Annotated in this window: 24 protein-coding genes; 13 read left to right on the top strand and 11 right to left on the bottom strand. The window is 58.9% G+C overall.

Annotation, left to right across the window (positions count from 1 at the left end; genetic code table 11):
* The first annotated feature begins 132 nt into the window (after positions 1–132).
* The 3 genes from ACR6AS_RS00285 (at position 133) to ymcF (ending at position 1,240) form a co-directional block, all read left to right on the top strand.
* Positions 133–555 (top strand): Ivy family c-type lysozyme inhibitor, encoded by a 423-nt coding sequence (locus ACR6AS_RS00285; RefSeq protein WP_293770943.1) that lies wholly within the window; start codon positions 133–135, stop codon positions 553–555.
* A 298-nt stretch (positions 556–853) separates the two neighbouring features.
* On the top strand, positions 854–1,066 hold the full coding sequence (gene cspE, locus ACR6AS_RS00290; RefSeq protein ID WP_009091867.1) for a transcription antiterminator/RNA stability regulator CspE: 213 nt from the start codon (positions 854–856) through the stop codon (positions 1,064–1,066).
* A 3-nt stretch (positions 1,067–1,069) separates the two neighbouring features.
* Complete coding sequence (gene ymcF, locus ACR6AS_RS00295) at positions 1,070–1,240, top strand: cold shock small protein YmcF (protein WP_111141845.1); 171 nt, start codon at positions 1,070–1,072, stop codon at positions 1,238–1,240.
* A 211-nt stretch (positions 1,241–1,451) separates the two neighbouring features.
* On the opposite strand, the gene ACR6AS_RS00300 is transcribed toward ymcF, so the two are convergent.
* From ACR6AS_RS00300 to ACR6AS_RS00310, 3 genes are all read right to left on the bottom strand, one after another.
* Complete coding sequence (locus tag ACR6AS_RS00300) at positions 1,452–3,029, bottom strand: methyl-accepting chemotaxis protein (RefSeq protein ID WP_293770940.1); 1,578 nt, start codon at positions 3,027–3,029, stop codon at positions 1,452–1,454.
* Positions 3,030–3,331: 302 nt separating this feature from the next.
* Positions 3,332–3,466, bottom strand: a complete 135-nt coding sequence (locus ACR6AS_RS00305) for a hypothetical protein (protein WP_255562796.1) — start codon at positions 3,464–3,466, stop codon at positions 3,332–3,334.
* A gap of 79 nt (positions 3,467–3,545) precedes the next feature.
* Positions 3,546–4,508 (bottom strand): chemotaxis protein, encoded by a 963-nt coding sequence (locus ACR6AS_RS00310; protein ID WP_111141863.1) that lies wholly within the window; start codon positions 4,506–4,508, stop codon positions 3,546–3,548.
* A 167-nt stretch (positions 4,509–4,675) separates the two neighbouring features.
* Here ACR6AS_RS00310 and ACR6AS_RS00315 point away from each other — a divergent pair, with 167 nt between their 5' ends.
* Positions 4,676–5,068 (top strand): YgiW/YdeI family stress tolerance OB fold protein, encoded by a 393-nt coding sequence (locus ACR6AS_RS00315; protein ID WP_111141841.1) that lies wholly within the window; start codon positions 4,676–4,678, stop codon positions 5,066–5,068.
* Positions 5,069–5,103: 35 nt separating this feature from the next.
* Here ACR6AS_RS00315 and dbpA read toward each other — a convergent pair whose 3' ends face one another.
* From dbpA to ACR6AS_RS00330, 3 genes are all read right to left on the bottom strand, one after another.
* Complete coding sequence (gene dbpA, locus ACR6AS_RS00320) at positions 5,104–6,486, bottom strand: ATP-dependent RNA helicase DbpA (RefSeq protein WP_293770934.1); 1,383 nt, start codon at positions 6,484–6,486, stop codon at positions 5,104–5,106.
* Positions 6,487–7,285: 799 nt separating this feature from the next.
* The gene (locus ACR6AS_RS00325) at positions 7,286–8,677 is read right to left on the bottom strand and encodes an amidohydrolase family protein (RefSeq protein WP_434160746.1); all 1,392 of its coding nucleotides are present in this window, start codon (positions 8,675–8,677) and stop codon (positions 7,286–7,288) included.
* A gap of 90 nt (positions 8,678–8,767) precedes the next feature.
* The gene (locus tag ACR6AS_RS00330; RefSeq protein WP_293770930.1) at positions 8,768–9,628 is read right to left on the bottom strand and encodes a LysR family transcriptional regulator; all 861 of its coding nucleotides are present in this window, start codon (positions 9,626–9,628) and stop codon (positions 8,768–8,770) included.
* Between the two features lie 87 nt (positions 9,629–9,715).
* Between ACR6AS_RS00330 and ACR6AS_RS00335 the strand changes: the two genes are divergently transcribed.
* From ACR6AS_RS00335 to ACR6AS_RS00355, 5 genes are all read left to right on the top strand, one after another.
* Positions 9,716–10,885, top strand: coding sequence for a cyanate transporter (locus ACR6AS_RS00335; RefSeq protein ID WP_434160748.1), 1,170 nt, complete (start codon positions 9,716–9,718; stop codon positions 10,883–10,885).
* Positions 10,886–11,097: 212 nt separating this feature from the next.
* Complete coding sequence (gene lldP / locus ACR6AS_RS00340; RefSeq protein ID WP_111140905.1) at positions 11,098–12,753, top strand: L-lactate permease; 1,656 nt, start codon at positions 11,098–11,100, stop codon at positions 12,751–12,753.
* Positions 12,750–13,520: a transcriptional regulator LldR gene (lldR, locus tag ACR6AS_RS00345; protein ID WP_434160750.1), complete on the top strand. Its 771-nt coding sequence runs from the start codon at positions 12,750–12,752 to the stop codon at positions 13,518–13,520. The genes lldP and lldR overlap by 4 nt, the downstream gene beginning before the upstream one ends.
* Positions 13,520–14,707, top strand: coding sequence for an FMN-dependent L-lactate dehydrogenase LldD (gene lldD / locus ACR6AS_RS00350; RefSeq protein WP_111140903.1), 1,188 nt, complete (start codon positions 13,520–13,522; stop codon positions 14,705–14,707). Before lldR ends, lldD begins: the two co-directional genes overlap by 1 nt.
* Positions 14,708–14,765: 58 nt before the next feature.
* Positions 14,766–15,194: an OsmC family protein gene (locus ACR6AS_RS00355; RefSeq protein ID WP_111140902.1), complete on the top strand. Its 429-nt coding sequence runs from the start codon at positions 14,766–14,768 to the stop codon at positions 15,192–15,194.
* Between the two features lie 344 nt (positions 15,195–15,538).
* Here ACR6AS_RS00355 and ACR6AS_RS00360 read toward each other — a convergent pair whose 3' ends face one another.
* The 3 genes from ACR6AS_RS00360 to ACR6AS_RS00370 all read right to left on the bottom strand — a co-directional run bounded on the left by ACR6AS_RS00360 (position 15,539) and on the right by ACR6AS_RS00370 (position 16,860).
* Positions 15,539–15,769 (bottom strand): hypothetical protein, encoded by a 231-nt coding sequence (locus ACR6AS_RS00360; RefSeq protein WP_111140901.1) that lies wholly within the window; start codon positions 15,767–15,769, stop codon positions 15,539–15,541.
* A 98-nt stretch (positions 15,770–15,867) separates the two neighbouring features.
* Positions 15,868–16,038: a hypothetical protein gene (locus ACR6AS_RS00365; RefSeq protein ID WP_003850083.1), complete on the bottom strand. Its 171-nt coding sequence runs from the start codon at positions 16,036–16,038 to the stop codon at positions 15,868–15,870.
* A gap of 171 nt (positions 16,039–16,209) precedes the next feature.
* Positions 16,210–16,860: a CPBP family intramembrane glutamic endopeptidase gene (locus ACR6AS_RS00370; protein WP_111140900.1), complete on the bottom strand. Its 651-nt coding sequence runs from the start codon at positions 16,858–16,860 to the stop codon at positions 16,210–16,212.
* A 210-nt stretch (positions 16,861–17,070) separates the two neighbouring features.
* On the opposite strand from ACR6AS_RS00370, the gene ACR6AS_RS00375 reads away from it, so the two are divergent.
* From ACR6AS_RS00375 to ACR6AS_RS00385, 3 genes are all read left to right on the top strand, one after another.
* Entirely contained in the window at positions 17,071–19,674 is a 2,604-nt protein-coding gene (locus tag ACR6AS_RS00375; protein ID WP_434160754.1) for a bifunctional diguanylate cyclase/phosphodiesterase, read from the top strand.
* Between the two features lie 276 nt (positions 19,675–19,950).
* Entirely contained in the window at positions 19,951–20,247 is a 297-nt protein-coding gene (locus ACR6AS_RS00380; RefSeq protein WP_111140910.1) for an I78 family peptidase inhibitor, read from the top strand.
* 155 nt (positions 20,248–20,402) lie between these two features.
* Positions 20,403–20,720: a hypothetical protein gene (locus tag ACR6AS_RS00385; RefSeq protein ID WP_434160756.1), complete on the top strand. Its 318-nt coding sequence runs from the start codon at positions 20,403–20,405 to the stop codon at positions 20,718–20,720.
* An 8-nt stretch (positions 20,721–20,728) separates the two neighbouring features.
* On the opposite strand, the gene ACR6AS_RS00390 is transcribed toward ACR6AS_RS00385, so the two are convergent.
* The gene (locus ACR6AS_RS00390; RefSeq protein ID WP_111140897.1) at positions 20,729–20,980 is read right to left on the bottom strand and encodes a biofilm development regulator YmgB/AriR family protein; all 252 of its coding nucleotides are present in this window, start codon (positions 20,978–20,980) and stop codon (positions 20,729–20,731) included.
* A gap of 57 nt (positions 20,981–21,037) precedes the next feature.
* Between ACR6AS_RS00390 and ACR6AS_RS00395 the strand changes: the two genes are divergently transcribed.
* The gene (locus tag ACR6AS_RS00395) at positions 21,038–21,334 is read left to right on the top strand and encodes a hypothetical protein (protein WP_146240865.1); all 297 of its coding nucleotides are present in this window, start codon (positions 21,038–21,040) and stop codon (positions 21,332–21,334) included.
* Positions 21,335–21,538: 204 nt separating this feature from the next.
* Here the strand turns inward: ACR6AS_RS00395 and ACR6AS_RS00400 are convergent, their stop codons facing one another.
* A complete protein-coding gene (locus ACR6AS_RS00400) occupies positions 21,539–24,670 on the bottom strand; it encodes a beta-galactosidase (RefSeq protein ID WP_434160758.1) in 3,132 nt (1,043 codons plus the stop codon).
* Positions 24,671–24,891: the final 221 nt, after the last annotated feature.

The following is a 24,891-nucleotide window of genomic DNA, read 5'->3' on the forward strand; positions in this document are numbered from 1 at the left end:
TTTTTTGGGCGAGGCTCCGGCCTCGCCCTTTTTTGATCTGGCGGGCTGATCGTGTTTAATCTGTCAGGCAACGACAAAGCCGATATTGTCCTGCTTAATGCAGTTGATACGCGTGATAAATAAGGAGAGGTCATGAAAAAAGGGTTTATGGCGGCCGCACTGGCGATGGTTCCGATGTTTGTGAGTGCGGCAACGCCGCCTTATCTGTTTGATTTTATACAGAACAGGCAGACAGGTCAGGCTTATCAGCGGCTGATCGCCGGGCATAATTTTCCTGCCTGGGTGAAGCAGGGCGGCACCAGTACGCCTGCTGAAACCCTGACGCTGAAGGGCGTGACCTGGCAGGTGCTCTCCGGCTGTAAACCGCACAACTGCCCGGCGCAGTCTGTTGCCATTCTTTACTCACCGGAAAAAGGAGAGATCCATGGCGTTTACTCCGATTACGATCAGACGCACGATCGCCAGACGCTGACCTGGCTTAACCTCGATCCTCTGAACGATGCCGGGCTGCGAAATATCCTGTTCAGAGAGCTGAATGGCGGGCCCGCTGAGTAAGCTTTTTGCCTGCGGAGCCGCGCAGAATAAGGGCTCCGCAACACAATCCGCGCCAGCACTTCTTGCGGGCAGGGCGATTTGAGTTTAATTTCAAATGCAGGTTGCGTCCCCGGAAGAAGTATGGCTTAATGAATCGTCGGTTTGATTAACAGACACTATCAAAGCTAAGTAACCAAAGCAGTTCTCATCTCTAAGTTTGTCGCGAGACATCCCTTCTTTTTGAGTCTTCTCTTACGTTCTGATTAAAATCTGTTCTCAGGCCATTACGCCGGAAGGCTCGATAATTAAGGATTTAAGCATGTCTAACAAAATTCGCGGTACCGTTAAATGGTTTAACGCAGAGAAAGGCTTCGGTTTCATCTCTCCTCAGGACGGCAGCAAAGATGTATTCGTACACTTCTCTGCAATCCAGGGCACCGATTTCCGTTCATTAGACGAAGGTCAGCAAGTTGAATTCACAGTAGAAAATGGCGCTAAAGGCCCGGCTGCTGCGAACGTTGTTGGTCTCTAAGGACTGAAGATTACTTTTAAGTGTCCTCACTGTAATGGCTCACAGTTTCGTACATCACATTTTGATGTGACAAGAGCCAATCCGCATGGAGCGAAATGCATTTTCTGCAAATCTGTTGTTGTTCAGGTGAACGCAACGAGGATTGCAACTCAGAGCGCGCCTCGTGCTCTCTGATAAAGGCTTGTGAGCTTTATAGCGTTGTTGCATTTACAGTAATAAAAGGCTGCCCCGGGCAGCCTTTTTTGTTTCTGCTGTTTCTCTTCTTCAACCTCAACCCTGTCAACCTATCCTGCCTGAAGATCCTGCTTTCCCGACAAAGAAACGCGCTATGCCGTCCTGTCGGCTCTGCACAGCAACAGGCCTGCCGCAGCAGGCCGTGGTAAGATTAAGGCTGTACGGGCTGCAGTGAGAGCTTGACGGTATTGAACACGCTCATCGCCTGCGCCATCCGTTCAGCCTGATCCTGCAGCGCCTGGGAGGCGGCGGACGCTTCCTGTACCAGCGCGGCGTTCTGCTGCGTCACCGCTTCCATCTGCGTAATCGCCTGATTGATCTCATTGATGCCGCTGCTCTGTTCGCTGCTGGCAATGGTGATTTCGCTCATGATGTTCGCCACGCTCTGCACGCTGTTCACCACGTCGCCAATGGTGGAACCCGCATGGGTCACCAGTTTACTGCCTTCATCGACTTTCGCGACAGAGTCTTCAATCAGCACTTTGATCTCTTTCGCCGCAGAGGCCGAGCGCTGCGCCAGATTGCGCACCTCACTGGCCACCACCGCAAAGCCACGACCCTGTTCGCCCGCGCGCGCCGCTTCGACCGCCGCGTTCAGCGACAGAATGTTCGTCTGGAAAGCGATGGAGTCGATGACGCTGATGATATCGACGATTTTACGAGAGGAGAGGGCGATCGCTTCCATTTTCTCGATCACCTGCTCCATTACGACGCCCCCTTCGCGTGCCACGGTCGAGGTGGTTGCAACCAACTGGTTAGCTTCGCGGGCATTGTCGGCGTTATGTTTCACGGTAGAGGTCATCTGCTCCATTGCTGAGGCGGTCTCTTCCAGCGAACTGGCCTGCTGTTCGGTGCGGGTCGAAAGATCGAGGTTACCGCTGGAGATCTGATTGGATGCGACGGCGATGGTATCTGAGCCGGTGCGCACTTCGGTCACAATCGACAGCAGATTGTCATTCATCCGCTGCAGCGCCTGCATCAGCACGCCGGTTTCGTCGCGTGAGGTGACCTTGATCTGAGAACTCAGGTCACCTGAGGCAACGCGCTCTGCGACATCAACGGCGCTCACCAGCGGACGGACAATCGAGCGGGTCAGCAGATAGCCGAGCAGGATAGAAGCCAGAATCGCCAGGCCCGAGAAGAGCAGCGTGATAAAGATGGCGGACTGACCATTTTCCACAATGCCCTGACCTTCACTGCGCAGCTGCGAATCCTGAGAGTTAGCGAAATTTACCGCATCCTGCAGAAACTTATTCTGGGTGGCGGTCATCGATTTGAGCACATAGACGCTGGCCGCATCAAAATTCCCCGACTTCACCAGCGCGATCAGCTCCGCCTTCACTTTCTCAAAGGCCAGAGACGACGCCAGCAGGTTGGCGATCTTTTTCTTGCCGATCGGCGTGACCTGAATCTCTTCGATCTTTTTCATGGCCATATTGGTTCGCCGGGTGGCTTCATCCAGCTGACCATAACGTTTCACGTTCATTTCCGGTCGTGTGGTGTCGATCACCATGCCGCGCAGGTATTTGATCTGATCGTTGACGCCATCGCGCACATCAAATGCCAGTCGTACTTTTACATAACGATCGTCAACGATCGACGCGATCGCCGTATTAATATTGTTAATCCTGGTAATGGATGTCACACCAATCACTATCAGTAACGTCACAATAATACCGAAGGCTGCAGCAAGCCGCATTCCCACCTTCATATTCCTGATGCTGACCATGTTCTCTTCCCCGCTTTATTATTAATCAATTTGTTAGCCACATTCAGAGCTTATGCTGTTGTGCGCAGTGCCGCGTTGAGGTCTGTGGTCACTGCCACAGGCAAAATGTGATCCCGCGCATACTGTTATCGGAGCACGCCGTTGTACCTTTAACAATTTTTAAGTAATAACGGTGCGTAAATAAATCGGCGGCAGGAAACATCAGAAGGGCTAAGCAGATAACCTAAAGGCAAATCAGCAGGGCAAAAAAAAGGCTGTCAGCAGCGGTGCTGACAGCCCTATCCAGACGAACAAGAATGGATTCAGAAAATTAAGAAGTAGAGGCCTACCCAGAAAACCAGACTCAGGGTTACCGCGGTGATCCAGGCCAGCTGGCGTAAACGGCCGCGCAGCACGTTCTGACGGGACGGTGTATCTGTTAGCGTTTCGATGTGCATAGTGCGTTCCTGGTCAGGCCAGCCTTTCCGCTGGCGAAGAGTAAAAGTGTGACGGGCCTGTCAGGCGGCCCGCACGGATCTAGCGGGCTGCGTCGAGAACGTTGAAAATGACGTCTGACAGCTCATTTAACTCAAACTTCGCTACATAGCCGTCGGCACCGACTTTGCGAACGTGATCTTCGTTGGCGCTGCCTGAGAGAGAAGAGTGAATGACCACCGGCAGCGTTTTCAGCGTCGGATCGCGCTTGATGTTGCGGGTCAGCGTAAAGCCATCCATCTCCGGCATCTCCAGGTCGGTCAGCACCAGCGCAATTTTGTCGCGAATCGATTCGCCCGCGGCCTGCGCTTCCTGGTTCATCAGCTTGATTTTTTCCCAGGCATCCAGACCGGTGTTAAACATCAGTGCCGGAATGCCCATGCTTTTCAGGCCCTGTTCCAGCAGCTGTCGTGCCACTTTGGAGTCTTCTGCCACGATAGCGACCGCACCGGGGCGATAGGGGAAGGCACGCGGCAGGGCCGCTTCTGGTTCAACGCCACGCACCGAAGGAATGATGTCATACAGGATCTGCTCAACGTCCAGCACCATCGCCAGCTCGTTGCTCTGCTTGTCGCTGTCCAGACAGGCAATACTGGTGATATTGCGGCCGCCGATACCGGCTTCCGCGGTGTGGACCTGGCTCCAGTCGAGACGCACGATGTTCTCTACCGACTCCACGGCAAAAGCCTGGGTGTTTCGCGCATATTCGGTAACCAGCAGCAGGTTAAGACCGGTTTCCGGAACACAGCCCGTCACGGCAGGCAGGTCGATGACCGGGATAAACTGACCCCGGATGCTCGCCATACCCAACAGCGGTGAACGCATGCCGGCCGCTTTGGTGATGGGGGGCATCGGCACGATTTCACGCAGCTTGAAGACGTTAATGCCAAAGAGCTCCGACTTGCCTTTGAGCTGGTCGGAACCTAAGCGAAACAGCAGCAGTTCAAACTTGTTTGATAACGCGAGGTTCGCTCTTTCATCGATCTCTTTTTGAAAATTATCCATGGTTGCCTCTGCATTAACGCAGCTGGTGAAATAGGGTGTGAACAGGTTATCGGCAGCAAACGGAAAAAAGTGAGAAGAGAAGGGTGAAATAAAACGGACGCCCATTATTGTGCCAGGCTTAATGCTGAAGGTTCAGCATGGACACCTTTCCAATAAAGGAGTGTGAAATGAAAAAAGTGATTTTAGCGTCATTGCTGGTGTTGATGAGTGCAGGGGTATCGGCCGAAGAGGGTGGATTCAAAGCCGGTGATACGCCACCGCCGCAGCACAAGCAGGATGCGGGTTATAAAGGTTCAGAAGATACCGGTCAGACGCATATCAATCAGATCCGCGATTTCCGTCAGGGCGGCTATGTGACGCTGGAAGGGTATATCGTGAAGAAAGAGCAGGGTGAGCGGTATCAGTTCCGCGATAACACCGGCACGTTGCCGATTATCGCCTCGAAAAAGACATTCGGGGGCAAAACCTACACCGCCGATGACAAAGTGCGCGTGAGCGGCAAGGTGCACGGCAAAGGTGATAAAACAACTCTGCATGTGACACAGATCGACGAGCCATAATAGCGCGGGCGAGGGTAATCCTCGCCCGTTTTTCCTTAATCCTTCAGCAGAATCGCCCGGCAGGTTTTGCCCTTGATTTTACCCTGCCTGAGCTTCACCAGCGCCGCTTTGGCCTGGTTCGCCTCAATTGCCACATAGGCGTGGGTCGGCGTCAGAACGATTTTCCCTATCTGCTCGGCGCGGAAACCGGCTTCACCTGTCAGCGCGCCCAGAATATCCCCCGGACGAATTTTGGCCTTGCGGCCGCCATCGATACAGAGCGTCATCATCGCGGCAGGCAGCGGCTTGCTGCTGCCCTTTTTCAGCGTGCTGGCTGACACCCACGGCAGCTTCTGCTGCAGGAAATCCTCCAGCGCATGCGCGCGCGCCATTTCATCGGCGGCGACCAGGCTGACCGCAACGCCATGTTCACCTGCGCGAGCCGTACGGCCAATGCGGTGCAGGTGGACTTCCGGGTCCCAGGCGAGCTGATAGTTGACGACCATCGCCAGGGATTTGATGTCGAGCCCGCGCGCGGCGACATCGGTCGCCACCAGGACGCGGCCGCTGCCGTTAGCGAAGCGGATCAGGACACGCTCGCGGTCGCGCTGCTCCAGATCGCCATGCAGTGGCAGGGCGCTGATATCGCGCGCGTTAAGCGCCTCAGCGACGTCGTCACATTCACGTTTGGTGTTGCAGAAGACCACGCAGGAGGAGGGTTGCTGGTCGCCCAGCAGGGCGATAAGCAGCCCCAGCTTCTCATTGTGGCTGGCTTCAAAGAACTGCTGGTCGATGTGCGGCAGTTCGCTGACATCTTCCGTGACCACGCTCAGTGCATCGCGCTGGAAGCGGGTGCTGATGGCCGAGATGGCATCGGGCCAGGTGGCAGAGAAGAGCAGTGTCTGGCGCGAGTCGGGTGTGGCTTTGATGATCGTTTCCATGTCGTTCAGGAAACCCATCTCCAGCATACGATCCGCCTCATCCAGCACCAGGGTGTTGAGCTGGTCCAGCTTGAGGTTTTCGCGGTTAATATGATCGAGGATGCGGCCCGGCGTGCCGACGACGATATGTGGCGGATGCACCAGTGAGTCGCGCTGTGCGCTCATCGGCTGCCCACCGCAAAGTGTCAGGACCTTGATGTTACGGGTGTAGCGCGCCAGCTGGCGCAGCACATTGCCTACCTGATCTGCCAGTTCACGGGTCGGGCAGAGGATCAACGCCTGGGTCTGGAAGCGGGTGCTGTCGATATGGTGCAGCAGACCAATGCCAAAGGCAGCCGTTTTGCCGCTGCCGGTTTTCGCCTGCGCGCGCACGTCGCGTCCCTGCAGGATGGCAGGCAGCGTAGCCGCCTGCACGGGCGTCATGCTGGTATAGCCCATCTCGCGCAGGTTATCGAGCTGGCTGTCGGGAAGCGAATTGAGGGTAGAAAAAGCGGTCACGGGCGCGGCCTCTGAGGCTGAAGGTGTCGGGCATTATTGCGCCGCAAGTCTGGCAGAAAGCACGCCTGACAGCAACGGGAACCTCGATGGTAAGCGTGATGAAACTATCGTCATCAGAGAGCTTAAGAATTGACTGAACTTTACAGAAAAAGGTGGTTTATTTTTATCAATCACACGGGCGAAAGGAGAGCGGGTTGATGTCAGATCCGATTTGAGGCCAGTTATCGCTTTATAAGTGGCCGTTTTTGAAAATTTATTTCATTGTTAATCAGATAACTCCCTAACTAAGCCTCCAGTAATAGAATTAATCATTAAAAAATATCGGTGCTCGTGCCGATAAAAATCCTGAGCTAATTGCTTTATATTTAGCGCGCCATATTCCTGGTACAACGACCGGTAGAGGGTATTTTCATTGAGTAATAGCATCCAGGGACCACATGAGAATGTGCTTAAAATAGTAGGCCGCGCCGTACTGACACTGCATGTTCATGGAGAGAGTTTATCTGCGGATAAGATCGCCTCCATGATCGGCTGTTATGCGGAAGATGAGCCCTGTGATCAGGAAGATCGTCGCCTATACGCGCTGGCAATGGAATTGATGTCAAAGGATAAATGGGCCAAAAGCGCGTAATCCTTACTGCGCTCAGGTAAATGCAGAGCCTCCCATCGGGAGGCTTTGTTGTTTCTGGCTGCAGGTGATTTGTGCTGCGTTGGCGGCAGGGCCGGAGTCTGACAGGAGATTGCCGCTGTGGAAGGGGTGGCTCCCCTTCCTGTACGCAGAGGAGCTGTTTGCGGCGTTTCAGACCGGGGTCAGCGCAAACACCGGTTTACCGCGCGAGAAGGTTGCAACCACCGGCGAAATGCGCGCCACCGCTTCGGCCGAACAGCTGGCAGAGACCAGCATCATGCTTGCCTCATCACCTGGCGCGGGCCACTGGCGTTCTCCCTGCGCCGACAGCGGCAGCCGGTCGTCCGTCGCGATGGCCAGCGCCCGCGACAGCGAAAACTCATCCGATCCACGGTAGAGCTGCGCATAGAGATTTGCCTTTTCCAGCATGCTGCCGGTTCCGAATGGCGACCAGTGATCGATCACGCTGTCGGTGCCGGTCATCACCTTCACCCCGGCCGCCTGCAGTTGCGGAATCGGCATCGTGAGTTTGCCGATGGGCAGCGTCGAGGCGACGCTGAACTGCTGTTCCGCCAGCCCCTCAATTATCTTATCCAGCGCCGCGCCGTCCAGGGTCGCCAGAGCAAAACCGTGGCTCAGCGTGACCCGGCCTTTCAGCTGCGGATTTTTCGCCACGGTGTCGATCATGTAATGAATCGCCGCCACGCCCGCTGGAGAGGTTTCATGCAGATGGATGTCGACGCCGCGCTGGTAGTCGAGCGCAATCTGAAACATCGCATCCAGCGACTTCTCCATCGCGCCATCGACGTTAGTCGGGTCCAGCCCGCCGACATACCCGACGCCATGCTGCATCGCCTCGCGCATCAGCCCGTCAACCTGAGAGTGCAGCAGGCCGTGCTGCGGAAACGCCACAATCTCGCAGGGAAAGTCGGGATGCCGGGCCAGGGCCGCCTGCAGATGTTCCAGGCTCTTCAGGCCGCTGACCGGGTCGATGTTGCAGTGGCTGCGGGCGCGGGTGGATCCTCTGGCGTGCAGCAGGGCGATCAGGGCTTCGGCGCGCGCCTGAGAATGGGGCAGCAGTTGCGGGATCAGCACCTGTTCGCGTGCGATCATATCCATAATGGTTTTGCCCTGACGCGGACGCGGCGCCTGCCACGGACCGCCATAGAAGGTCTTATCCAGATGGATGTGCATATCCTGGGTTGCCGGCAGCAGCAGCGCATTCTGCGCATCCCAGGAGGGCAGCGAAGCGTCGCCCTGGCCTGCGGCGGTCAGCTGGTCAATGTTGCCGTCGCGGACGCTGATGTCGTAAAGCCCGGTCCGGGTTGCCACAATCTCATCATCCTCGCGGATAAAGCCCTCCTCCAGCCGCACGTTGCGCAGCAGATAGTGATCCTGATGGGGCAGGGCGGCAGCGGGTCGATCGGGTCCGGTGGCGGGCGACGAGGAGGCGGTCGCGGCGCTGACCTGGCCGAGACCGGCTGCCAGCAGGCCGCCTGCGGCGGTCCAGCGAACGCTTTGTCCAAGGAAATCACGGCGGCTGGGTGAAGAGGTAATCGGCATCAGAGGCTCCTGCAAAGTGAACAAGGTTTTAATCTGACAAACGGCGGTTAACTCTGCTGCGCTATTTTCCACTGACGGCTATTCGATCTCTCACTGCCAGCGTAACTGCCCGAACGCCGCCAGCGACTCTGCCAGCTCACGCTGCAGCGGATCCTGAGGATGACGGCAGAAGAGGGCCAGCTCGAAGGTATCGATCACCGGCAGCCCCTGTTCACTGCCCAGCACTCGATGCTGCGGCAGGCGACAGCTGGCAGGCAGTAGGGTCAGGCCCAGCCCCTGCGCACTGGCCGCGGCCAGCGCAACCAGGCTGGCGCTGCTGTAGCCAATGCGCCAGCTGCGCCCCAGGGCGTCGAGCGTCTGACAGACCTCATCGCGGTAAAGCCCCTGCTGCGGAAACAGCACCAGCGGCACGGGTGTCTGCTCGAAGCAGGGCCAGGCTGCGCTGTCGAGCCACAGCAGCGGCTCGGGACGCGACGCCAGCGGCCGCTCACCGTAGGGCTGTTTGATCAGCATGATATCCAGCTCTTCCCGCTGCCAGGCGCGGCGCAGTTCCACCTGCATTCCGCTCATCACATCCAGCCGCAGCTGCGGGTGGGCGCGACTGAAGTGCGCCAGCAGGTCGGCGGTGGGCGCGGCGAAATCTTCCGGCACCCCGAGCCGCAGTACGCCGTCGCGCCACTGGTCACTGAGCACGTCATGCGCCTCCCCGTTCAGGGCGATAATCCGGCGGGCGTAGCCCAGCAGCTTCTCGCCCTCTTCGGTGATCTGCACCTGATGCGAGGAGCGAACCAGCAGTGCTTTACCGACCATCTCCTCCAGCCTTCGCACCTGCTGGCTGACGGTGGACTGCGACAGATGGACCCGGTCGGCGGCGCGGGTAAAACTGGCGGTTTCACACACCGCTACAAAGCTGAGCAGCTGCTGAGGCGTAAACATCGGATGACGATTCATTTTTCCACTACCTGGCAGAGTAATATTTCATTTCCAGATAGTAGCGACTGCTGTCAGGCTGGCAACTTTAAACTGTGTGGATCTCAGATGAACAGAGAGAACAACCTGCTGCTGGCGGCGCTGGTTCTGGCGGGGCTGAATATGCGGCCGCTGATGACCTCAGTCAGCCCGCTGCTGGATCTGCTGCGGCAGAGCATCGGCCTGTCCCCCCTGGCGGCCTCGCTGCTGCCCGCGCTGCCGATGATGATGATGGGCGTGATTGCGCTGGTCAGTGCGCCGCTGATGCAGCGATTCAGCGTGCGTAAACTGCTGACGGGCGGGTTAGGGCTGCTGCTGCTGGCGCTGGTGAGTCGCGGATTACTCAGCGACGAATATGGGCTGGTGTTGAGTACTGTTCCGGGTGGGGCGGGAATCGGCATCGTGCAGATGGCGATGCCGGGATGGATTCGCCAGCGTTTTGGCCGTCGCAGCGCCGGTGTCACCGGACTCTGGGCCGCCGCGCTGATGGGCGGCGGTGGCATAGGGGCGGCCCTTTCGCCGTGGCTGAATAGCCTGCTTGGCTGGCAGGGCGCGCTGAGCAGCTGGGCCGTGCCGGTGATGCTGGCGATCCTGCTCTGGCTGTTTATCCCCTCTGCACCGGTCGCCCGGACTGAAGAGGTTACGCTGCCGGCGCTGTGGCGCAAAACCCGGGCCTGGACGCTGGCGCTGAGCTTTGGGCTGGTCAACGGCGGTTATGCCATCTGCGTGGCCTGGCTGCCCGATTTTTATCATCAGCTCGGCTGGAGCGCCCAGGCGGGCGGGTCCCTGCTCGGTATGATGATCGGCTGTCAGGTGAGCGGCGCGTTGCTGCTGCCCCTGCTGGCGCGAGGGCGCGATCGCCGTCCGCTGTTGCTGCTGACGCTGGCGATGCAGTTCGGCGGGATGCTCGGCTTCCTGTTTGCGCCGCAGCTTGCGCCCTGGCTCTGGGCGGGTGTGGCAGGTTTCGGATTAGGCGGCGCGTTTCCGCTGGCGCTGGTGCTGGCGCTGGACCATCTGGAACAGCCGCAGGCGGGCGCACGGCTGGTGGCGTTCATGCAGGGTGTCGGGTTTATTATCGCGGGCAGCATGCCCTTTATTGCCGGGCAGCTTCATGCGCTCACCGGCGCCTTCTCCAGCGTCTGGCTGCTGCAGGCGGCGGTGACGCTGCTGCTGATTGCGCTGAACCTGCGTTTCCATCCGCGCAGCTATCAGCCCGCCTTTCCGGAGGTGAATCGCTGATTTTGGTCGGACCAATCATGACGATATTTTTCTCTGGTTCACACAACCGGAAAATAGGCGCAACTTCTGTTGCCACAGATTAACAATACATTAACTATCTGTTGCCATAAGCCCCGCAAATGCAGTTTTGGTCTGACCAATCTGCCGGGGCAGGGGCATGCAGCGCCTGCGGCTGCGTTCCACGTCACCTCTCTTCCTCTGGAGATAATGGCATGCAGATCTGGCAACAAAACTACGATCCGCTGGGTAATATCTGGCTCTCAAGCCTGATCGCGCTAATCCCGATTCTCTTTTTCTTCTTTGCGCTGATTAAGCTCAAAATGAAAGGCTACCTGGCCGCCACCACGACCGTGGTGCTGGCGCTGCTGGTGGCCCTGTTTCTCTATCAGATGCCTGCGGCACAGGCGCTGGCCGCCGTGGTCTATGGTTTTCTCTATGGGCTGTGGCCGATTGCCTGGATTATTATCGCCGCAGTCTTCGTCTACAAAATCTCGGTGAAAACCGGCCAGTTCGATATTATCCGCGCCTCTATCCTGTCGATTACGCCCGATCAGCGTCTGCAGATGCTGATTGTTGGCTTCTCGTTTGGGGCCTTTCTGGAAGGGGCGGCAGGCTTTGGTGCGCCGGTGGCGATTACCGCCGCGCTGCTGGTCGGGCTCGGTTTTAACCCGCTCTACGCCGCCGGTCTCTGTCTGATTGTGAACACCGCGCCGGTCGCCTTTGGCGCGATGGGCATCCCGATTATTGTGGCGGGGCAGGTCACCGGGCTGGACAGTTTTGCTATCGGCCAGATGGCCGGACGGCAGCTGCCGCTGCTGACCCTGATTGTGCTGTTCTGGATTATGGCGATTATGGATGGCTGGCGCGGTGTGAAAGAGACGTGGCCTGCGGTGATGGTCGCCGGCGGCTCCTTCGCCATCGCCCAGTTCCTCAGCTCTAACTTCCTCGGCCCGGAACTGCCCGACATTATCTCGTCGCTCGCCTCGCTGATTTCGCTGACGCTGTTCCTGAGGGTCTGGAAGCCGGTGCGCATTTTCCGCTTCGCAGACGCAGAGGCGAAGCCGGATGCGGCTCTGCAGCCGGTGAAGAAGTACCGGCCGGGAGAGGTGATCCGCGCCTGGATGCCGTTCCTGTTTCTGACCGCCACCGTGACGCTCTGGAGCATTCCGCCCTTTAAGGCGCTGTTCGCCAAAGGCGGCGCGCTCTATGACTGGGTGCTGGCGGTGCCGGTGCCGATGCTGAATGAGCTGGTAGCGCGGATGCCGCCGGTCGTCGGCAGCGCCACCCCCTATCCGGCCATCTATAAACTGGATCTGGTTTCCGCCACCGGCACCGCCATCCTGATTGCGGCGGTTATGGCGATGATCTTCCTGCGCATGAAGCCCAGGGCGGCCCTGCAGACTTTCGGCGAGACGCTGAAAGAGCTGGCGCTGCCTGTTTACTCTATTGGCATGGTGCTGGCCTTTGCGTTTATCTCTAACTACTCCGGCCTGTCGGCCACGCTGGCACTGGCGCTGGCGCATACCGGCCACGCCTTTACCTTCTTCTCGCCGTTCCTGGGCTGGCTGGGCGTTTTCCTGACCGGATCGGACACCTCATCGAATGCGCTGTTCGCCGCGCTGCAGGCCACCACGGCGCAGCAGATCGGGGTGCACGATGTGCTGCTGGTGGCGGCCAACACCACCGGTGGCGTGACCGGGAAGATGATCTCGCCGCAGTCCATCGCCATCGCCTGTGCGGCGGTCGGGCTGGTGGGTAAGGAGTCGGACCTGTTCCGCTTCACCGTGAAACACAGCCTGATTTTCACCTGCATGGTCGGGGTGATTACCACGCTGCAGGCCTACGTTTTCCCGTGGATGATCCCATGACCGGCGCCGACAGGCTCGTAAAGCGCCTGCGCGCTTACATTACCGAACATCAGCTTGAGCCGGGCATGCGCCTGCCCGCCGAGCGGCAGCTCTCTGCCGAGCTGGGGGTGGCGCGATCCTCGCTGCGGGAAGCGATACAGCAGCTGATCAGCAGCGGGATGCTGGTCAGCCGACGCGGTGGCGGCACCTGGATCCGTCAGCAGCTGACGCCCTGGTCGGAACAGCGCATCGTTGAGCCGATTCGTCAACTGCTGCAGGACGATCCCGACTACCGCTATGACATTCTGGAGGCGCGCCACGCCATCGAGGCCAGCACCGCCTGGCACGCGGCACTGCGCGCCACTGAAGCGGATAAAGAGAAGCTGCAGTACGCGTTTGACGCCACCCTGAAGCTTAAAGAGAGTGACGATCCCGATCTCGCCGCCCAGGCGGATGTCCGCTTCCATCTGGCGATTGCCGAGGCGTCGCACAATGTGGTGCTGCTGCAGACGATGCGGGGCTTTTTTGAACTGCTGCAGTCGTCGGTGATGCAGAGCCGTCAGCGCATGTATACCCAGCCTGCGATTTTCGCCCGCCTCACGGAGCAGCATCAGGCGCTGCTCGATGCCATCCTCGCGGGCGATGCCGATGCGGCCCGCCAGGCGGCGATGCAGCATCTGGGGTTTGTGCACACCACCCTGAAAAGTCTGCATGAGGATGAAGCACGCCAGGCGCGCATCACCCGCCTGCCCGATAACGATACACGTAATCCAGAGGAATCTGACTGATGATTATCTCCGCTGCCAGTGACTATCGCGCTGCCGCGCAACGTATCCTGCCGCCGTTCCTGTTTCACTATCTGGATGGCGGTGCCTATGCCGAGCATACCCTGCGCCGCAACGTGGAGGATCTTTCGGATGTGGCGCTGCGCCAGCGTATTCTGAAAAACATGTCGGAGCTGAGCCTGGAAACCAGGCTCTTCAACGAAACGCTGTCGATGCCGGTTGCGCTGGCGCCGGTCGGCCTGTGCGGCATGTATGCCCGCCGCGGTGAAGTACAGGCGGCGCGTGCGGCCGATCGCAAAGGCATTCCTTTCACCCTGTCGACGGTTTCGGTCTGCCCGATTGAAGAGGTCGCGCCTCAGATCTCGCGGCCGATGTGGTTTCAGCTCTATGTGCTGCGTGACCGGGGTTTTATGCGCAATGCGCTGGAGCGCGCCAAAGCCGCCGGTTGCTCGACGCTGGTGTTTACCGTCGATATGCCGACGCCGGGCGCGCGTTACCGCGATGCCCACTCCGGGATGAGCGGTCAGCACGCGGCGCTGCGGCGTTACTGGCAGGCGGTGACGCATCCACAGTGGGCGCTGGATGTCGGGCTGCAGGGGCGTCCTCACGATCTGGGGAACATCTCCACTTATCTCGGCAAGCCCACCGGGCTGGAAGATTATATCGGCTGGCTGGCAAACAACTTCGATCCCTCTATCTCCTGGCGCGATCTGGAGTGGATACGCGAGTTCTGGGAGGGCCCGATGGTTATTAAAGGCATTCTCGACCCGGAAGATGCGCGGGATGCGGTGCGATTCGGTGCCGATGGCATTGTGGTTTCGAATCATGGCGGACGCCAGCTGGACGGTGTGCTCTCTTCGGCGCGTGCGCTGCCGGCGATTGCCGACGCGGTCAAAGGTGATATCACGATTCTGGCGGACAGCGGCATCCGCAACGGACTTGATGTGGTGCGGATGATCGCGCTGGGTGCGGACAGCGTGCTGCTGGGGCGGGCCTTTATCTATGCGCTGGCGACCCACGGTCAGCGCGGCGTGGAGAACCTGCTGAACCTGATTGAGAAGGAGATGCGTGTCGCCATGACGCTTACCGGTGCCAAATCGATCGGCGAAATCACCCGCGACTCGCTGGTGCAGGCGGAGGCTTTGCTAAGCCCGCAGCTCGCGCCCTCCCGTCCCCGCGCCGTGAGTTGAGCCTGCGAAAGCGAATGTATTGTCTATACTTACCACCTTAACCAACAGGAGGAATGACATGACCATTCATAAGAAAGGCTCGGCGCATTGGGAAGGCGACATCAAAGGTAAAGGCACGGTCAGCACCGAGAGCGGTGTGCTGAGCCAGCAACCCTATGGTTTCAACACCCGTTTCGAAGGTGGCAAAGGCACCAACCCGGAAGAGCTGATCGGTGCAGCGCATGCGGCCTGCTTCTCAATGGCCCTGTCGCTGATGCTGGGTAATGAAGGCCACACGCCGCAGAGCATCGACACCACGGCTGACGTGTCACTGGATAAGAAAGGCGACGGCTTTGCCATCACTAAAGTGGCGCTGACCAGTACTGTCTCTCTGCCCGGTATTGATGAGTCCGCCTTTGATGAGATCATCAATAAAGCCAAAGCGGGCTGCCCGGTTTCTCAGTTGCTGAACGCGGAAATTACGCTGGATTACACTCTGAACAATTGATGAGTGCCGCGGGTCGCCGCAGGGCGGCCCGGGCGTGATACTCTGCACCTTCGGTCCTGTCGGGACCGGAACCGATGCGCCCTCTGGCGCATTTTTCATTTTCTGACAGTCCGACAGCGAGGAAACCAGGGTGACGGGGAAGCGGGGGGCAGATGAGCACAATAAAAGCGTTTGGCCGGGCCTCTTTTGGGCGTTGCTGCGGCTATGCCGGGCAGCCACTCTCCGGGCCTGAACCATGAAAGGCATGGACCGTCATACGCTGGGGCTGCTACTGATGCTGATTATCGTGCTGGAGGCCGTCCACTTTCTGCTTACGGCCTCGTGGCTGCCGTGGGGATAGCCGGTTACGCCCAGGCATCTTCTCGCCGTCGGGTGCGTACGTCGCTGCGCGCAATCTTATAAGCTTTGCGTGGATCGCCCACCACAAACTCAAAGGTTGGCGTGTAATAAAAGGGTAACCAGCCGCCATAGCTGCTCTCCCACTCCCATCGGACGGGGCAGGGCCACAGAATGCCATCATATAAAAGATAATAAACCCAGCGTCCACCAGGACGACGGGGGCGTGATGTTTTCATGGGATTCACAACGGTAGTGGTTCACAACAGCTTATATTTTGTACGCTAAAGCGCCAGCTTGCAACGTTGCCGCCAGCTTTATTGACGCTGGTCCTGAATCAGCGATGAACTTCACCACAGAGCAGGACCACATTGGGTCTGACTTTATGGATACGATTGGCCATCGTTTCGCAGTCAACTTTGGTCGGATAGATGCGCTCCGAGACCGGCAGCGCCTCACAGGCATCGTAACCGCACGCGCTCACTAACAACACAAATCCTATTAACATGGTTACTCTCCTTAACACGGTCTGGTGGTCCGGACTGTGGCGCTTTTTATCCTTTTTTAACATCCAGTATAGACAAACGTGACGGGGCGGCATGAACAGTGTGGGCGGAAGCCCGCCTGGCCCGGAGACAGCGGGGATGTTCAGGCGCCGCAGAAAAGGGGACGCCAGAGGTTAACCGGCAAAATACCAGGCGGGCAGCAGCGCGATCAGGTTATTCAGCGTGTGCAGGAAAATAGGCAGCGCCAGACTGTTACTCCGCAGCCGGGCATAGCAGAGCAGCAGCGAAAAGAGCGTCAGGGCAAGCAGCGTCTGCCAGTGCACATACTGGGTATGCATCACCGCAAACAGCAGGGAGGTCAGCAGCATACAGGCGAAGCGGCTGCGGGGGGCCCACAGCAGGAAACCCTGCAACAGAAAACCGCGAAACAGGACCTCTTCAAACACCGGGGCCAGCAGCACGGCAGTCAGCAGCAGGATCAGTAGCGAATTACGACCCTGCTGGGCCTGCATCACCAGCCACCCTTCCGGCTGCATGAACTGCATCTGTGCCGCCATCAGAACAAACAGCGCACCCGTAAACAGCAACGTTTGCAGCGTGCAGAGCTCACCCAGCGGCAAATCGGAGCGGCGCTGGCAGTAGAAGCGATAGAGCGGATAGATGACCGCAAATTCAAACAGGCAGAGTACCGGCACCAGCAGGCCGTCATTACGCAGCACGCTGTAGTTGGGGAACAGCGTGATCAGCATGGTAACCAGGTAATAGACCACAAAGCTGCCGACGTAGAACAGCGTCAGGGTCACTCTGTCGGAATTGGTGTTCATAGGCGACTCAGCCAGCGAAGGTTAGCGCATAGTAGCAACGCCCCCGATCGCTGTCGAGTCAGCCGGTAACAATCTTAAAGCGCTAAATTTTAACCGCAGACTAAACACCCGACCAGGCCAGCCGATAACTGAGAAAACTTATTGGTTCAGCAGCCATGTTGTCCTGCAGGCCACCCGTTTCAAACCCTGAATGTGTAGTGAGCACTTTTGATGACTTTTAATCCTCCGGCGCCGCCGTCAGCGCCATTCAGCCATGCTACAGAAGATCGCACTGTCCGCTTTACGCGGCGCAGCCTGCGCACGCTTTCGCTGCTGCTGTTTGGCGTGCTGGTGCTCTCAATGCTGATGGTGCTGACAATTGCGCAGCGGCAGAACAGTGTCTCGGTGGAGCATGACCGGCTGCTGATGCAGCAGGCGTGGAAAACCCGGCAGGAGGCGATGGTCACCGACATCCGGGATTATGCGTTCTGGGGCGAAGCCTGGCGCAATCTGCATGTCAGGGTCAACAAAGTCTGGGCGTATGATGAAGAGAACTTTGGCCCCGGACTCTACGAAGAGTACCACTATGAGGGCGTGTTTGTGGTCGATGGCCAGGGCCGTACCACGTACACCGTGATCGATGGCAGGCTCACCGAGACGCCACTGGAGGCCTGGCTGGGTAAAGAGGCGCAGTCGCTGATTGCGGACAGCCGTCGGCTCAACAACAAGGCGATAACACGGGATGTGCTGGTCAACCACACGCCCGCCATCGTGGTAGCTGCCCCGATCAGCAGTGGCAAAATAGCCAATGTGCCGCCAGTGGCAGGACCGCCATCCGTGATGGTCTTTGTGAATCTGTTCACGCCGGAAAAACTTCAGGCGCTGGGGGCGACGCTGGATGTGCGCGACCTGCGTCTGCCGGCGGGTGAAGAGGATGCGATGCATGAACCCCGTATGGTGCTGACGCCGCCAGGCGGCGAGTCGATTGTGCTGCGCTGGACGTCAAAAATGCCGGGCCTGGGCCTGCTCTGTTTTCTGCTGCCGCTGCTGATACTGATGGCGATCATCATCGGCATTATTACCCGGCGCGTCAGCCGCCACGCGCTCTCCAACGCCATTCTCTCTGACCGGCGCTTTGCGCTGCTGGCGATCAGTCAGCAGGAGCTGGCCAACAGTGAAGCGCGCTTTCGCGACCTCGCTGAAGCGGCATCAGACTGGATCTGGGAAACTGATGAAGAGGGCCGGCTGGTCTATCTCTCGGCGCGCTTTCACACCGTGACCGGCCACGACATCACACACTGGCTGGGACGTCATATCGATCAGCTGCTGACACATCCCAGCCATTCGCTGGTCGCCTGGCTGCGGCGTCAGGAGCAGGACGGGCAGACGATGCCGCTGCGCTGCCAGTTTATGTCTGCGCAGGGGCATCGGCGCATCGGCCAGCTGGTCGCGAAAACGATCTGGCGTGACGCGCAACGCATCGGCTTTCGCGGCACGGTATCGGACATCACCCAGGGCATGGAAGCGGAGGCGCGCATTCAGTTTCTGTCGCGTCACGATGTCTTAACCGGCCTGTCGAACCGCATCCAGCTGCAGGAGTTTCTGGCGCTGCACCTTGAGCAGCCCGAAAACAGGGTGCCGCTGACGCTGATTACCCTGGATCTCGATCAGTTCAGGCCGATCAACGAAACCTGGGGCCACGCGACGGGCGATGAGGTACTGAGTCAGGTCGCGCAGCGCCTGAAGCGTTGTATCGGCCCGCAGGAGCTGGTTGCGCGGTTAAGTGGTGATGAGTTTGTGCTGGTGCTGCGTGACACGAACCGTGAGCGGGTTGACCAGCGGTGCGCGCATCTGGTGCACGAGATCCAGCAGCCGATCAGCACGGGCCAGCATGTTCACTATCTCACCATCAGCATGGGGATCGCCTGCGTTCCGCAGGATGCTACCCATGCCGAAGTGCTGCTGCGCATGGCGGATATCGCACTGAACGAGGCGCGCGAAGCGGGGCGCAATCAGTGGGTCTGGTATGCCAATGAGATGGCCAGCCAGCGGGAAGATAAGCGTGAGATGGCGCGCCGGATTGAAAAGGCGCTGAAGAACAATGAGTTTCGCCTGCACTATCAGCCCCGTTACCAGCTGCTTACCGGACAGCTGGCAGGGGCGGAGGCGCTGATTCGCTGGCAGATTGCCCCGGATCAGTGGATTACGCCCGACCACTTTATTCCGCTGGCGGAAGAGAACGGCCTGATCGCCAGCATCAGCGACTGGGTGCTGATGCGCGCCTGTGAAGACGCACTGGGCTGGGGTGGTGATCGCTACGTTTCCGTCAATATTTCACCGATGGAGTTCCGCACCAGCGATCTGGTGCAGCGGGTCGCGAATGCGCTGGCAAAAAGTGGTCTGCCGGCGACCTGTCTGGAGCTGGAGATCACCGAGAACGTCACCCTGGAGCATCCGCAACATGCGCTGGAGGTGATGCAGGGATTACGCTCACTGGGGGTGAGGCTGACGGTGGATGATTTTGGAACGGGCTATGCGGCGCTGGGCTATCTGAAGACGTTTCCGTTTAACGGTCTGAAGATCGATCGCTCCTGGATGAAAGATTTCCCGGAATCGCAGCAGGCGCAGTCGGTGGTGGCCGGGATTATTGCGCTGGCGCGCGCTTTTGCCCTGACAATTACCGCCGAGGGCATTGAGACAGAAGCGCAGCTGAATCAGCTAAAACAGCTCTCGTGCGAAGAGGGGCAAGGCTACTTCCTCGGTCGGCCGATGCCGCTGGCAGCATTCAGTACGCTTCTGGAAAGGACCGCGCATAATCCGGCTGAAATCCATTAACGGACTTTGACCGCGACGGCGGTCATCAGCATTGCGCAGACAATAAAGATTACCAGTTTCATCATGACCTCCTTAAGGCTAAGAACATTCCTATATAGCCTGGCGCTATCTCACCGCTTTTTTTAGGCACGGCGTGCGATTAATCTTAAAAAATCGCGCTGTGGGCCAGCCGGTTTCACGTGGGCTGTCATAACTTTACCTTTCCGGGCTTCAGACCGGCGGGCACGTTTTGCTACGCTTAGGGGAAAGTTTTACCCGTCCAACAGGAGAATGAACGTGAAATTTTATGGAAAAGGGCTGCTGGTAACTGGCCTGTTTGCACTCACCGCCTGTCAGTCTGCCTCTCAGCCCGACACCGCGCGCGTGGCTCAGGATCCCGAAACGGACCGCTGCGGCGCGTCTCAGTTTCAGAACTACGTTGGCAAACCCTTAACGGCGTTACAGGGGCAGCACTTCGATCAGCAGGTACGTCCTATTCCGTATAACGCGGCGGTCACGATGGACTTCAACCTCAGCCGGCTTAATTTTCTGGCCGACAAAAATGGCACGATCAGCTCGGTTTATTGTGGCTAACGGCAGCGATGTCATAGGGTTGTCATAATGACAGGCGAGGATAGCAGCGCGTCAGAGAGACGTCCTCGTCACACAATAAATAGTGCTCGTCTTGTTTATTCCCGCCCCGGCGGGAATTTTTTTAGCGCCTTCGGGCCGGAACAGGAGCAGAGAAAATGAAACGCATCGTGGCACTCATGCCCGCACTGTTACTCAGCAGCATGCTGGCGCAGGCATCCAGCGCGGAAGCCTGGAAAAAGAGTCATGAAACGATGGTGCAGGCGTGCATTAACGCCAGCCACCTGAGCAAAGTCCGGGTGCTGGGTAACGCCATTGAGTATGACGATACTACCGGCTACAGCGTCCTGCTGCTGGAGGGACGCTATCCGCAGCGCCACATGCAGAACCAGCGGGGGCGGGAGTTGTGCCTGTTTCAGCGCAGCAGCGGGCGGGCCAGCGTCAGCGAAGCGGATAAACTGCGCTGGGTGAAATAGCGGGCGCGTTATTCCTCAGGCTGCGTCCCGATAAGCTGAGTCAGCAGGGCGCCGTAGCGTTGCAGCTGCATCTCGTCGCCCTCGACTTTCAGCTTATCAATCACCCGCGCAATAATAGCTTTATTGGTGGCGGGCTCTCCCGCTTCCATTAATTCACGCAGAATCACTGCCAGCAGGTCAGATTCAGGCGGCGTGCGCCAGTTCGGGCTGCTGAAATAGTCTCTGATTGCACGGCTGGCGCTGTCTGGTGCTGTACGCATTCCCCACCTCCGCTAAAACAGTGCCCGTTCTTATGGCGGGCATGCGCATGTCAGTCTATGAAGCTGATTCGCCTCAGCGTCGTCGGACGGTACCGTTTTTTTTGCGGAGGGCGTCGCGCCGATCAGAGAGATCGCCACACCGCCGTGACTGGCGGTTTTTTAAACATAGAAGCACCGCAGAATGTTGTCAGTAACAGAATGACCTATTTTTCCATATTGATGGGGGCGGGCAGAGAAACCGGGCGTCAGGCAGGCAGTGTCAGTCATCTGGCGGAAAAATGGGGTGGCGAATTGCGCGGCATCAACGGCGACCCGGCTTTTTGCCGCTGCTGTTTGTCGCCCTCTCTTTTGTGACCCGTACGACGCAGCCGGGCGAGCTGCGTTTTCTGCCGGGCTTCGCCGATGGCGCGATGATGCCTGCGGTGCGTCGACACAAACACTGGCCGGATCTTCGGTTATCACCCCCTCTTTTATGTTTCCTGGCTACTGCCGGGGGCGGCGGTGTTGGCGGCGGCAGGTTTTCGCCGGGTCTCCTGTTCACCGCCCTGGTGGTGCGGGTTAATGTGATGCGTCTGACGCGTTTTTACCGGCGTCCGGTGACCGCGCGACCGGCAGGCGAATCCTCAGCTCAGCCTGCCAGCGCTGCTGGGTCAGCAAAAATTCAGGACTGACGCTGGGACTCCAGGAGTCATCGCCGCCGACGCCCATGTGGCAGGCATCCAGATGCAGCCAGCAGCCCGCTTCCGGGCGCAACAGGTGGCGATGCGAGGTTTCACGCAGCTGCTCCAGGCTGAAGCGACTCAGTGAGAACGCAAAATCGCCGCTGACCTGCCAGCTGCCGCTGTCCAGTTCACGGGTGCCGCCACGCAGCCCGTTCTCGCCCGGGAACACGTAGGGCGTGAAAAGCTGCTCCAGCGGTTGCTGCCAGCGGGAAAACTGCGCGGCCAGCTGACGATCGGGGTAGTTTTCATACGGCCCCAGACCAAGCCAGCTTACCTGCTCCGGGATCTGCGCCAGCTGACAGCGCACGCCGATGCGCGCGGGCGGCGGCAGGCCGCGCGACTGTTCAACCGCAAGCTGCAGCTGTAACTCGCCCTGGTCGTTGATCAGGTAACGTTTACGGCTGATAAAGGCGAGCCGATCGCAGGCGTACCAGCCATGCTGCGTTTCGATCAGCACCGACTGCGGCAGCGCATGGGCGGTCAGGGCGATCAGGCGGCTGTGCATCCGGTCATAACCGGCGGCTTTCCAGCGTTCGACCCAGGCATGCGGATCGACCCGCTCCGCTTCACTGGTGCCAATATCGTTGTCCAGCGGCGCCCGAATAAAGCAGTCCTGAAGGGGAGAGAGCAGCGTCGGCTGCTCATCCACCATCCACTGCGTCAGTTCACCGCTCTGGCGTGAAAAGTGCCAGCGCTGCTGCGGGTGGCTGACCACGATCTCATCGGCCGCCTCATGCAGAACCGGCGCCTCACCCGCTTCCGGCAGCGGCAGTAGCGCCATCGTCGAGGGCAGCGCCCACTGATCCCAGGCGACACGCCAGTCGGCGGGGCTCCACGCTGTCGGCTGGACCTGATAAACCGCGACATTAAGCCAGCAGTCGCCCTGCAGCGCGGGCGGTTCTGGCAGCGTGATGCGCTGCTGGCCCTGCGCGGCAATATCCAGCGGCACCTCCCCCTGCGCCACCATGTTGCCCGCCTGTTCGATGCACCAGCGCAGGATCTCGTTGTCGCTGTGGCGGAACAGGAAGTCGCTGCTGACCGTAAAGCTCAGCGGATTATCGTGATCGGCGGTAAACAGATAGAACTGCTGCGCACGCTGCGCTTCATAGAGTGCCGGATGCGGCGAGCGATCGGCAAACACCAGCCCGTTCATACAGAACTGACGATCGTTCGGCTTGTCGCCAAAGTCACCGCCGTAGGCCTGCCACGGATTGCCCCGATCGTCATAGCGGGTCAGGCTCTGATCGACCCAGTCCCAGACAAAGCCGCCCTGCAGGCGCGGAAACGACCGGAACGCCTGCCAGTACTTCGCGAACCCGCCAAAGCTGTTGCCCATGGCATGCGCATATTCACAAAGGATCAGCGGACGGGTTTCCCCCGGCAGGCCGATCCACTTCTTCAGCGACCATTTTGGCACGGCCGGGAACGGCTGATCCTCATCCACCCTGGCGTACATCGGACAGATAATATCGGTGGCGGCGGTATCGGCACCGCCGCCTTCATACTGAACCGGGCGGGTGGGATCGCTGCTTTTCACCCAGCGATACAGCGCATCGTGAGTCGCGCCATGCCCCGACTCATTGCCCAGCGACCAGATAATAATGCTGCAGTGGTTACGATCGCGCTGCACCATGCGCGTCACCCGTTCGCTATAGGCGGCGAACCAGCGTGGATCGTCGGAGAGCCGGTTCATCGGCTGCATCCCGTGCGTTTCGATATTCGCTTCATCCACCACATAGAGCCCATACTGGTCGCAGAGCCGGTACCAGAGCGGATGGTTAGGGTAGTGCGAACAGCGCACCGCATTGAAATTGTGCTGTTTCATCAGGGCGATGTCGCGGCGCATGTCCGCTTCAGTCACCACCTGACCCCGCTCCGGGTGATGTTCATGACGGTTAGTGCCGCGGATCAGCAGCGGTTTGCCATTCAGACAGAGCAGGCCGTTATCGATGGTGACCTGACGGAAGCCCACGTCATACGCTTCCACCTCCACTACCTGCTGATCCGCATCCAGCAGCGCCAGCGTGGCGCGATAGAGATGGGGTGTTTCGGCGCTCCAGAGCGCGGGCTGCGGCACGGGCAGGCTGAGCAGTGCGCGTTCGGGGTAGTGACCCCGCTCATCGATAATGGCGCTGCCCAGCGGCTGCTGACACTGTGCAATCTGCTGCTCACCGCGCCACAGCGTAAGGCGCAGCTGGCAGGCTGAGGTGGCCGCTGCGGGCAGGGCAACGCGAACCCGGGCGCGCAGGTCAGCATGGGAAAATTCCGGGCTGAGCCGGGTTTCCAGCTGAACATCCGCCAGATGCACCTGAGGTTTGTGCAGCAGCGTGACGTCGCGGAAAATACCGCTCATCCGCCACATATCCTGATCTTCCAGATAGCTGCCGTCGCTCCAGCGCAGCACCATCACCGCCAGCCGGTTCTGGCCGGCCTGCAGCGCGTCGCTCAGGTCAAATTCCGCCGGCAGACGACTATCCTGCGAGTAACCGATCCAGTGGCCATTGCACCAGAGGTGAAAGGCGGAGTTGACCCCGTCAAAGATGATGCGGGTCTGTCCGGAAGCGAGCCACTCCGCGTCCGGCGTAAATGTGAGCGAGTAACATCCAGTGGGGTTGTCTGCCGGGACAAACGGCGGATTGACCGGAATCGGATACTGCACGTTGGTGTAGATGGGCGCATCAAAGCCGTGCATCTGCCAGTTGGCCGGGACAGGCAGGGTCGTAGCGTCCGGCAGATCCTGCAGCAGCCAGCTGGCGGGCACCGCCTCAGGTTGTGCAAAGTAACTGAATCCCCACTCTCCGTTGAGGCTGCGCAGTGAGGCGGAAGGGCGGTCATCGCGGGCGGCCATTTCATCGCGCCAGCTGGCGAACGGCGGATGTGCATCCAGCCGATGCAATGAGGTCACCACCGGGTTTTCCCAGTCGCGCCGGGAGAGAATATCGCTAAGAGCTGCCTGAGAGAGTGTCATGTGGGTATCCTGTAAATGTAATGCGCTCACAATGCGCAAAATTGCGCAGGCTGTAAAGAGTCCGCCGTCCCGATTCAGACAAATAATGTTGCCGCAAAACCTGGCGGAATGTTGTGATTGTGCCGCCTTACTGCGGGTAAACCGTTAAGTCTGGTCAGCAAAAATGAATAGCGGCCGGTTGCGGAGGAATCTCACTTGTCGCCATGCGGGGAGCTTCATAC

This window comes from Pantoea phosphatilytica, assembly GCF_051025615.1.
Taxonomy (GTDB): Bacteria; Pseudomonadota; Gammaproteobacteria; order Enterobacterales; family Enterobacteriaceae; genus Pantoea.

Bases quoted from the DNA above. Each gene is read 5' to 3' on its own strand.
- ACR6AS_RS00330 (WP_293770930.1), bottom strand. From the start codon at position 9,628: ATGAATCGTCATCCGATGTTTACGCCTCAGCAGCTGCTCAGCTTTGTA.
- ACR6AS_RS00400 (WP_434160758.1), bottom strand. From the start codon at position 24,670: ATGACACTCTCTCAGGCAGCTCTTAGCGATATTCTCTCCCGGCGCGAC.
- ACR6AS_RS00390 (WP_111140897.1), bottom strand. From the start codon at position 20,980: ATGCGTACAGCACCAGACAGCGCCAGCCGTGCAATCAGAGACTATTTC.
- ACR6AS_RS00285 (WP_293770943.1), top strand. From the start codon at position 133: ATGAAAAAAGGGTTTATGGCGGCCGCACTGGCGATGGTTCCGATGTTT.
- ACR6AS_RS00315 (WP_111141841.1), top strand. From the start codon at position 4,676: ATGAAAAAAGTGATTTTAGCGTCATTGCTGGTGTTGATGAGTGCAGGG.
- ACR6AS_RS00385 (WP_434160756.1), top strand. From the start codon at position 20,403: ATGAAACGCATCGTGGCACTCATGCCCGCACTGTTACTCAGCAGCATG.
- ACR6AS_RS00305 (WP_255562796.1), bottom strand. From the start codon at position 3,466: ATGCACATCGAAACGCTAACAGATACACCGTCCCGTCAGAACGTGCTG.
- ACR6AS_RS00395 (WP_146240865.1), top strand. From the start codon at position 21,038: ATGAAGCTGATTCGCCTCAGCGTCGTCGGACGGTACCGTTTTTTTTGC.
- ACR6AS_RS00375 (WP_434160754.1), top strand. From the start codon at position 17,071: ATGACTTTTAATCCTCCGGCGCCGCCGTCAGCGCCATTCAGCCATGCT.
- ACR6AS_RS00360 (WP_111140901.1), bottom strand. From the start codon at position 15,769: ATGAAAACATCACGCCCCCGTCGTCCTGGTGGACGCTGGGTTTATTAT.
- ACR6AS_RS00310 (WP_111141863.1), bottom strand. From the start codon at position 4,508: ATGGATAATTTTCAAAAAGAGATCGATGAAAGAGCGAACCTCGCGTTA.
- ACR6AS_RS00300 (WP_293770940.1), bottom strand. From the start codon at position 3,029: ATGGTCAGCATCAGGAATATGAAGGTGGGAATGCGGCTTGCTGCAGCC.
- cspE (WP_009091867.1), top strand. From the start codon at position 854: ATGTCTAACAAAATTCGCGGTACCGTTAAATGGTTTAACGCAGAGAAA.
- lldP (WP_111140905.1), top strand. From the start codon at position 11,098: ATGCAGATCTGGCAACAAAACTACGATCCGCTGGGTAATATCTGGCTC.
- ACR6AS_RS00335 (WP_434160748.1), top strand. From the start codon at position 9,716: ATGAACAGAGAGAACAACCTGCTGCTGGCGGCGCTGGTTCTGGCGGGG.
- ACR6AS_RS00325 (WP_434160746.1), bottom strand. From the start codon at position 8,677: ATGCCGATTACCTCTTCACCCAGCCGCCGTGATTTCCTTGGACAAAGC.
- lldR (WP_434160750.1), top strand. From the start codon at position 12,750: ATGACCGGCGCCGACAGGCTCGTAAAGCGCCTGCGCGCTTACATTACC.
- ACR6AS_RS00370 (WP_111140900.1), bottom strand. From the start codon at position 16,860: ATGAACACCAATTCCGACAGAGTGACCCTGACGCTGTTCTACGTCGGC.
- ACR6AS_RS00365 (WP_003850083.1), bottom strand. From the start codon at position 16,038: ATGTTAATAGGATTTGTGTTGTTAGTGAGCGCGTGCGGTTACGATGCC.
- ACR6AS_RS00355 (WP_111140902.1), top strand. From the start codon at position 14,766: ATGACCATTCATAAGAAAGGCTCGGCGCATTGGGAAGGCGACATCAAA.
- lldD (WP_111140903.1), top strand. From the start codon at position 13,520: ATGATTATCTCCGCTGCCAGTGACTATCGCGCTGCCGCGCAACGTATC.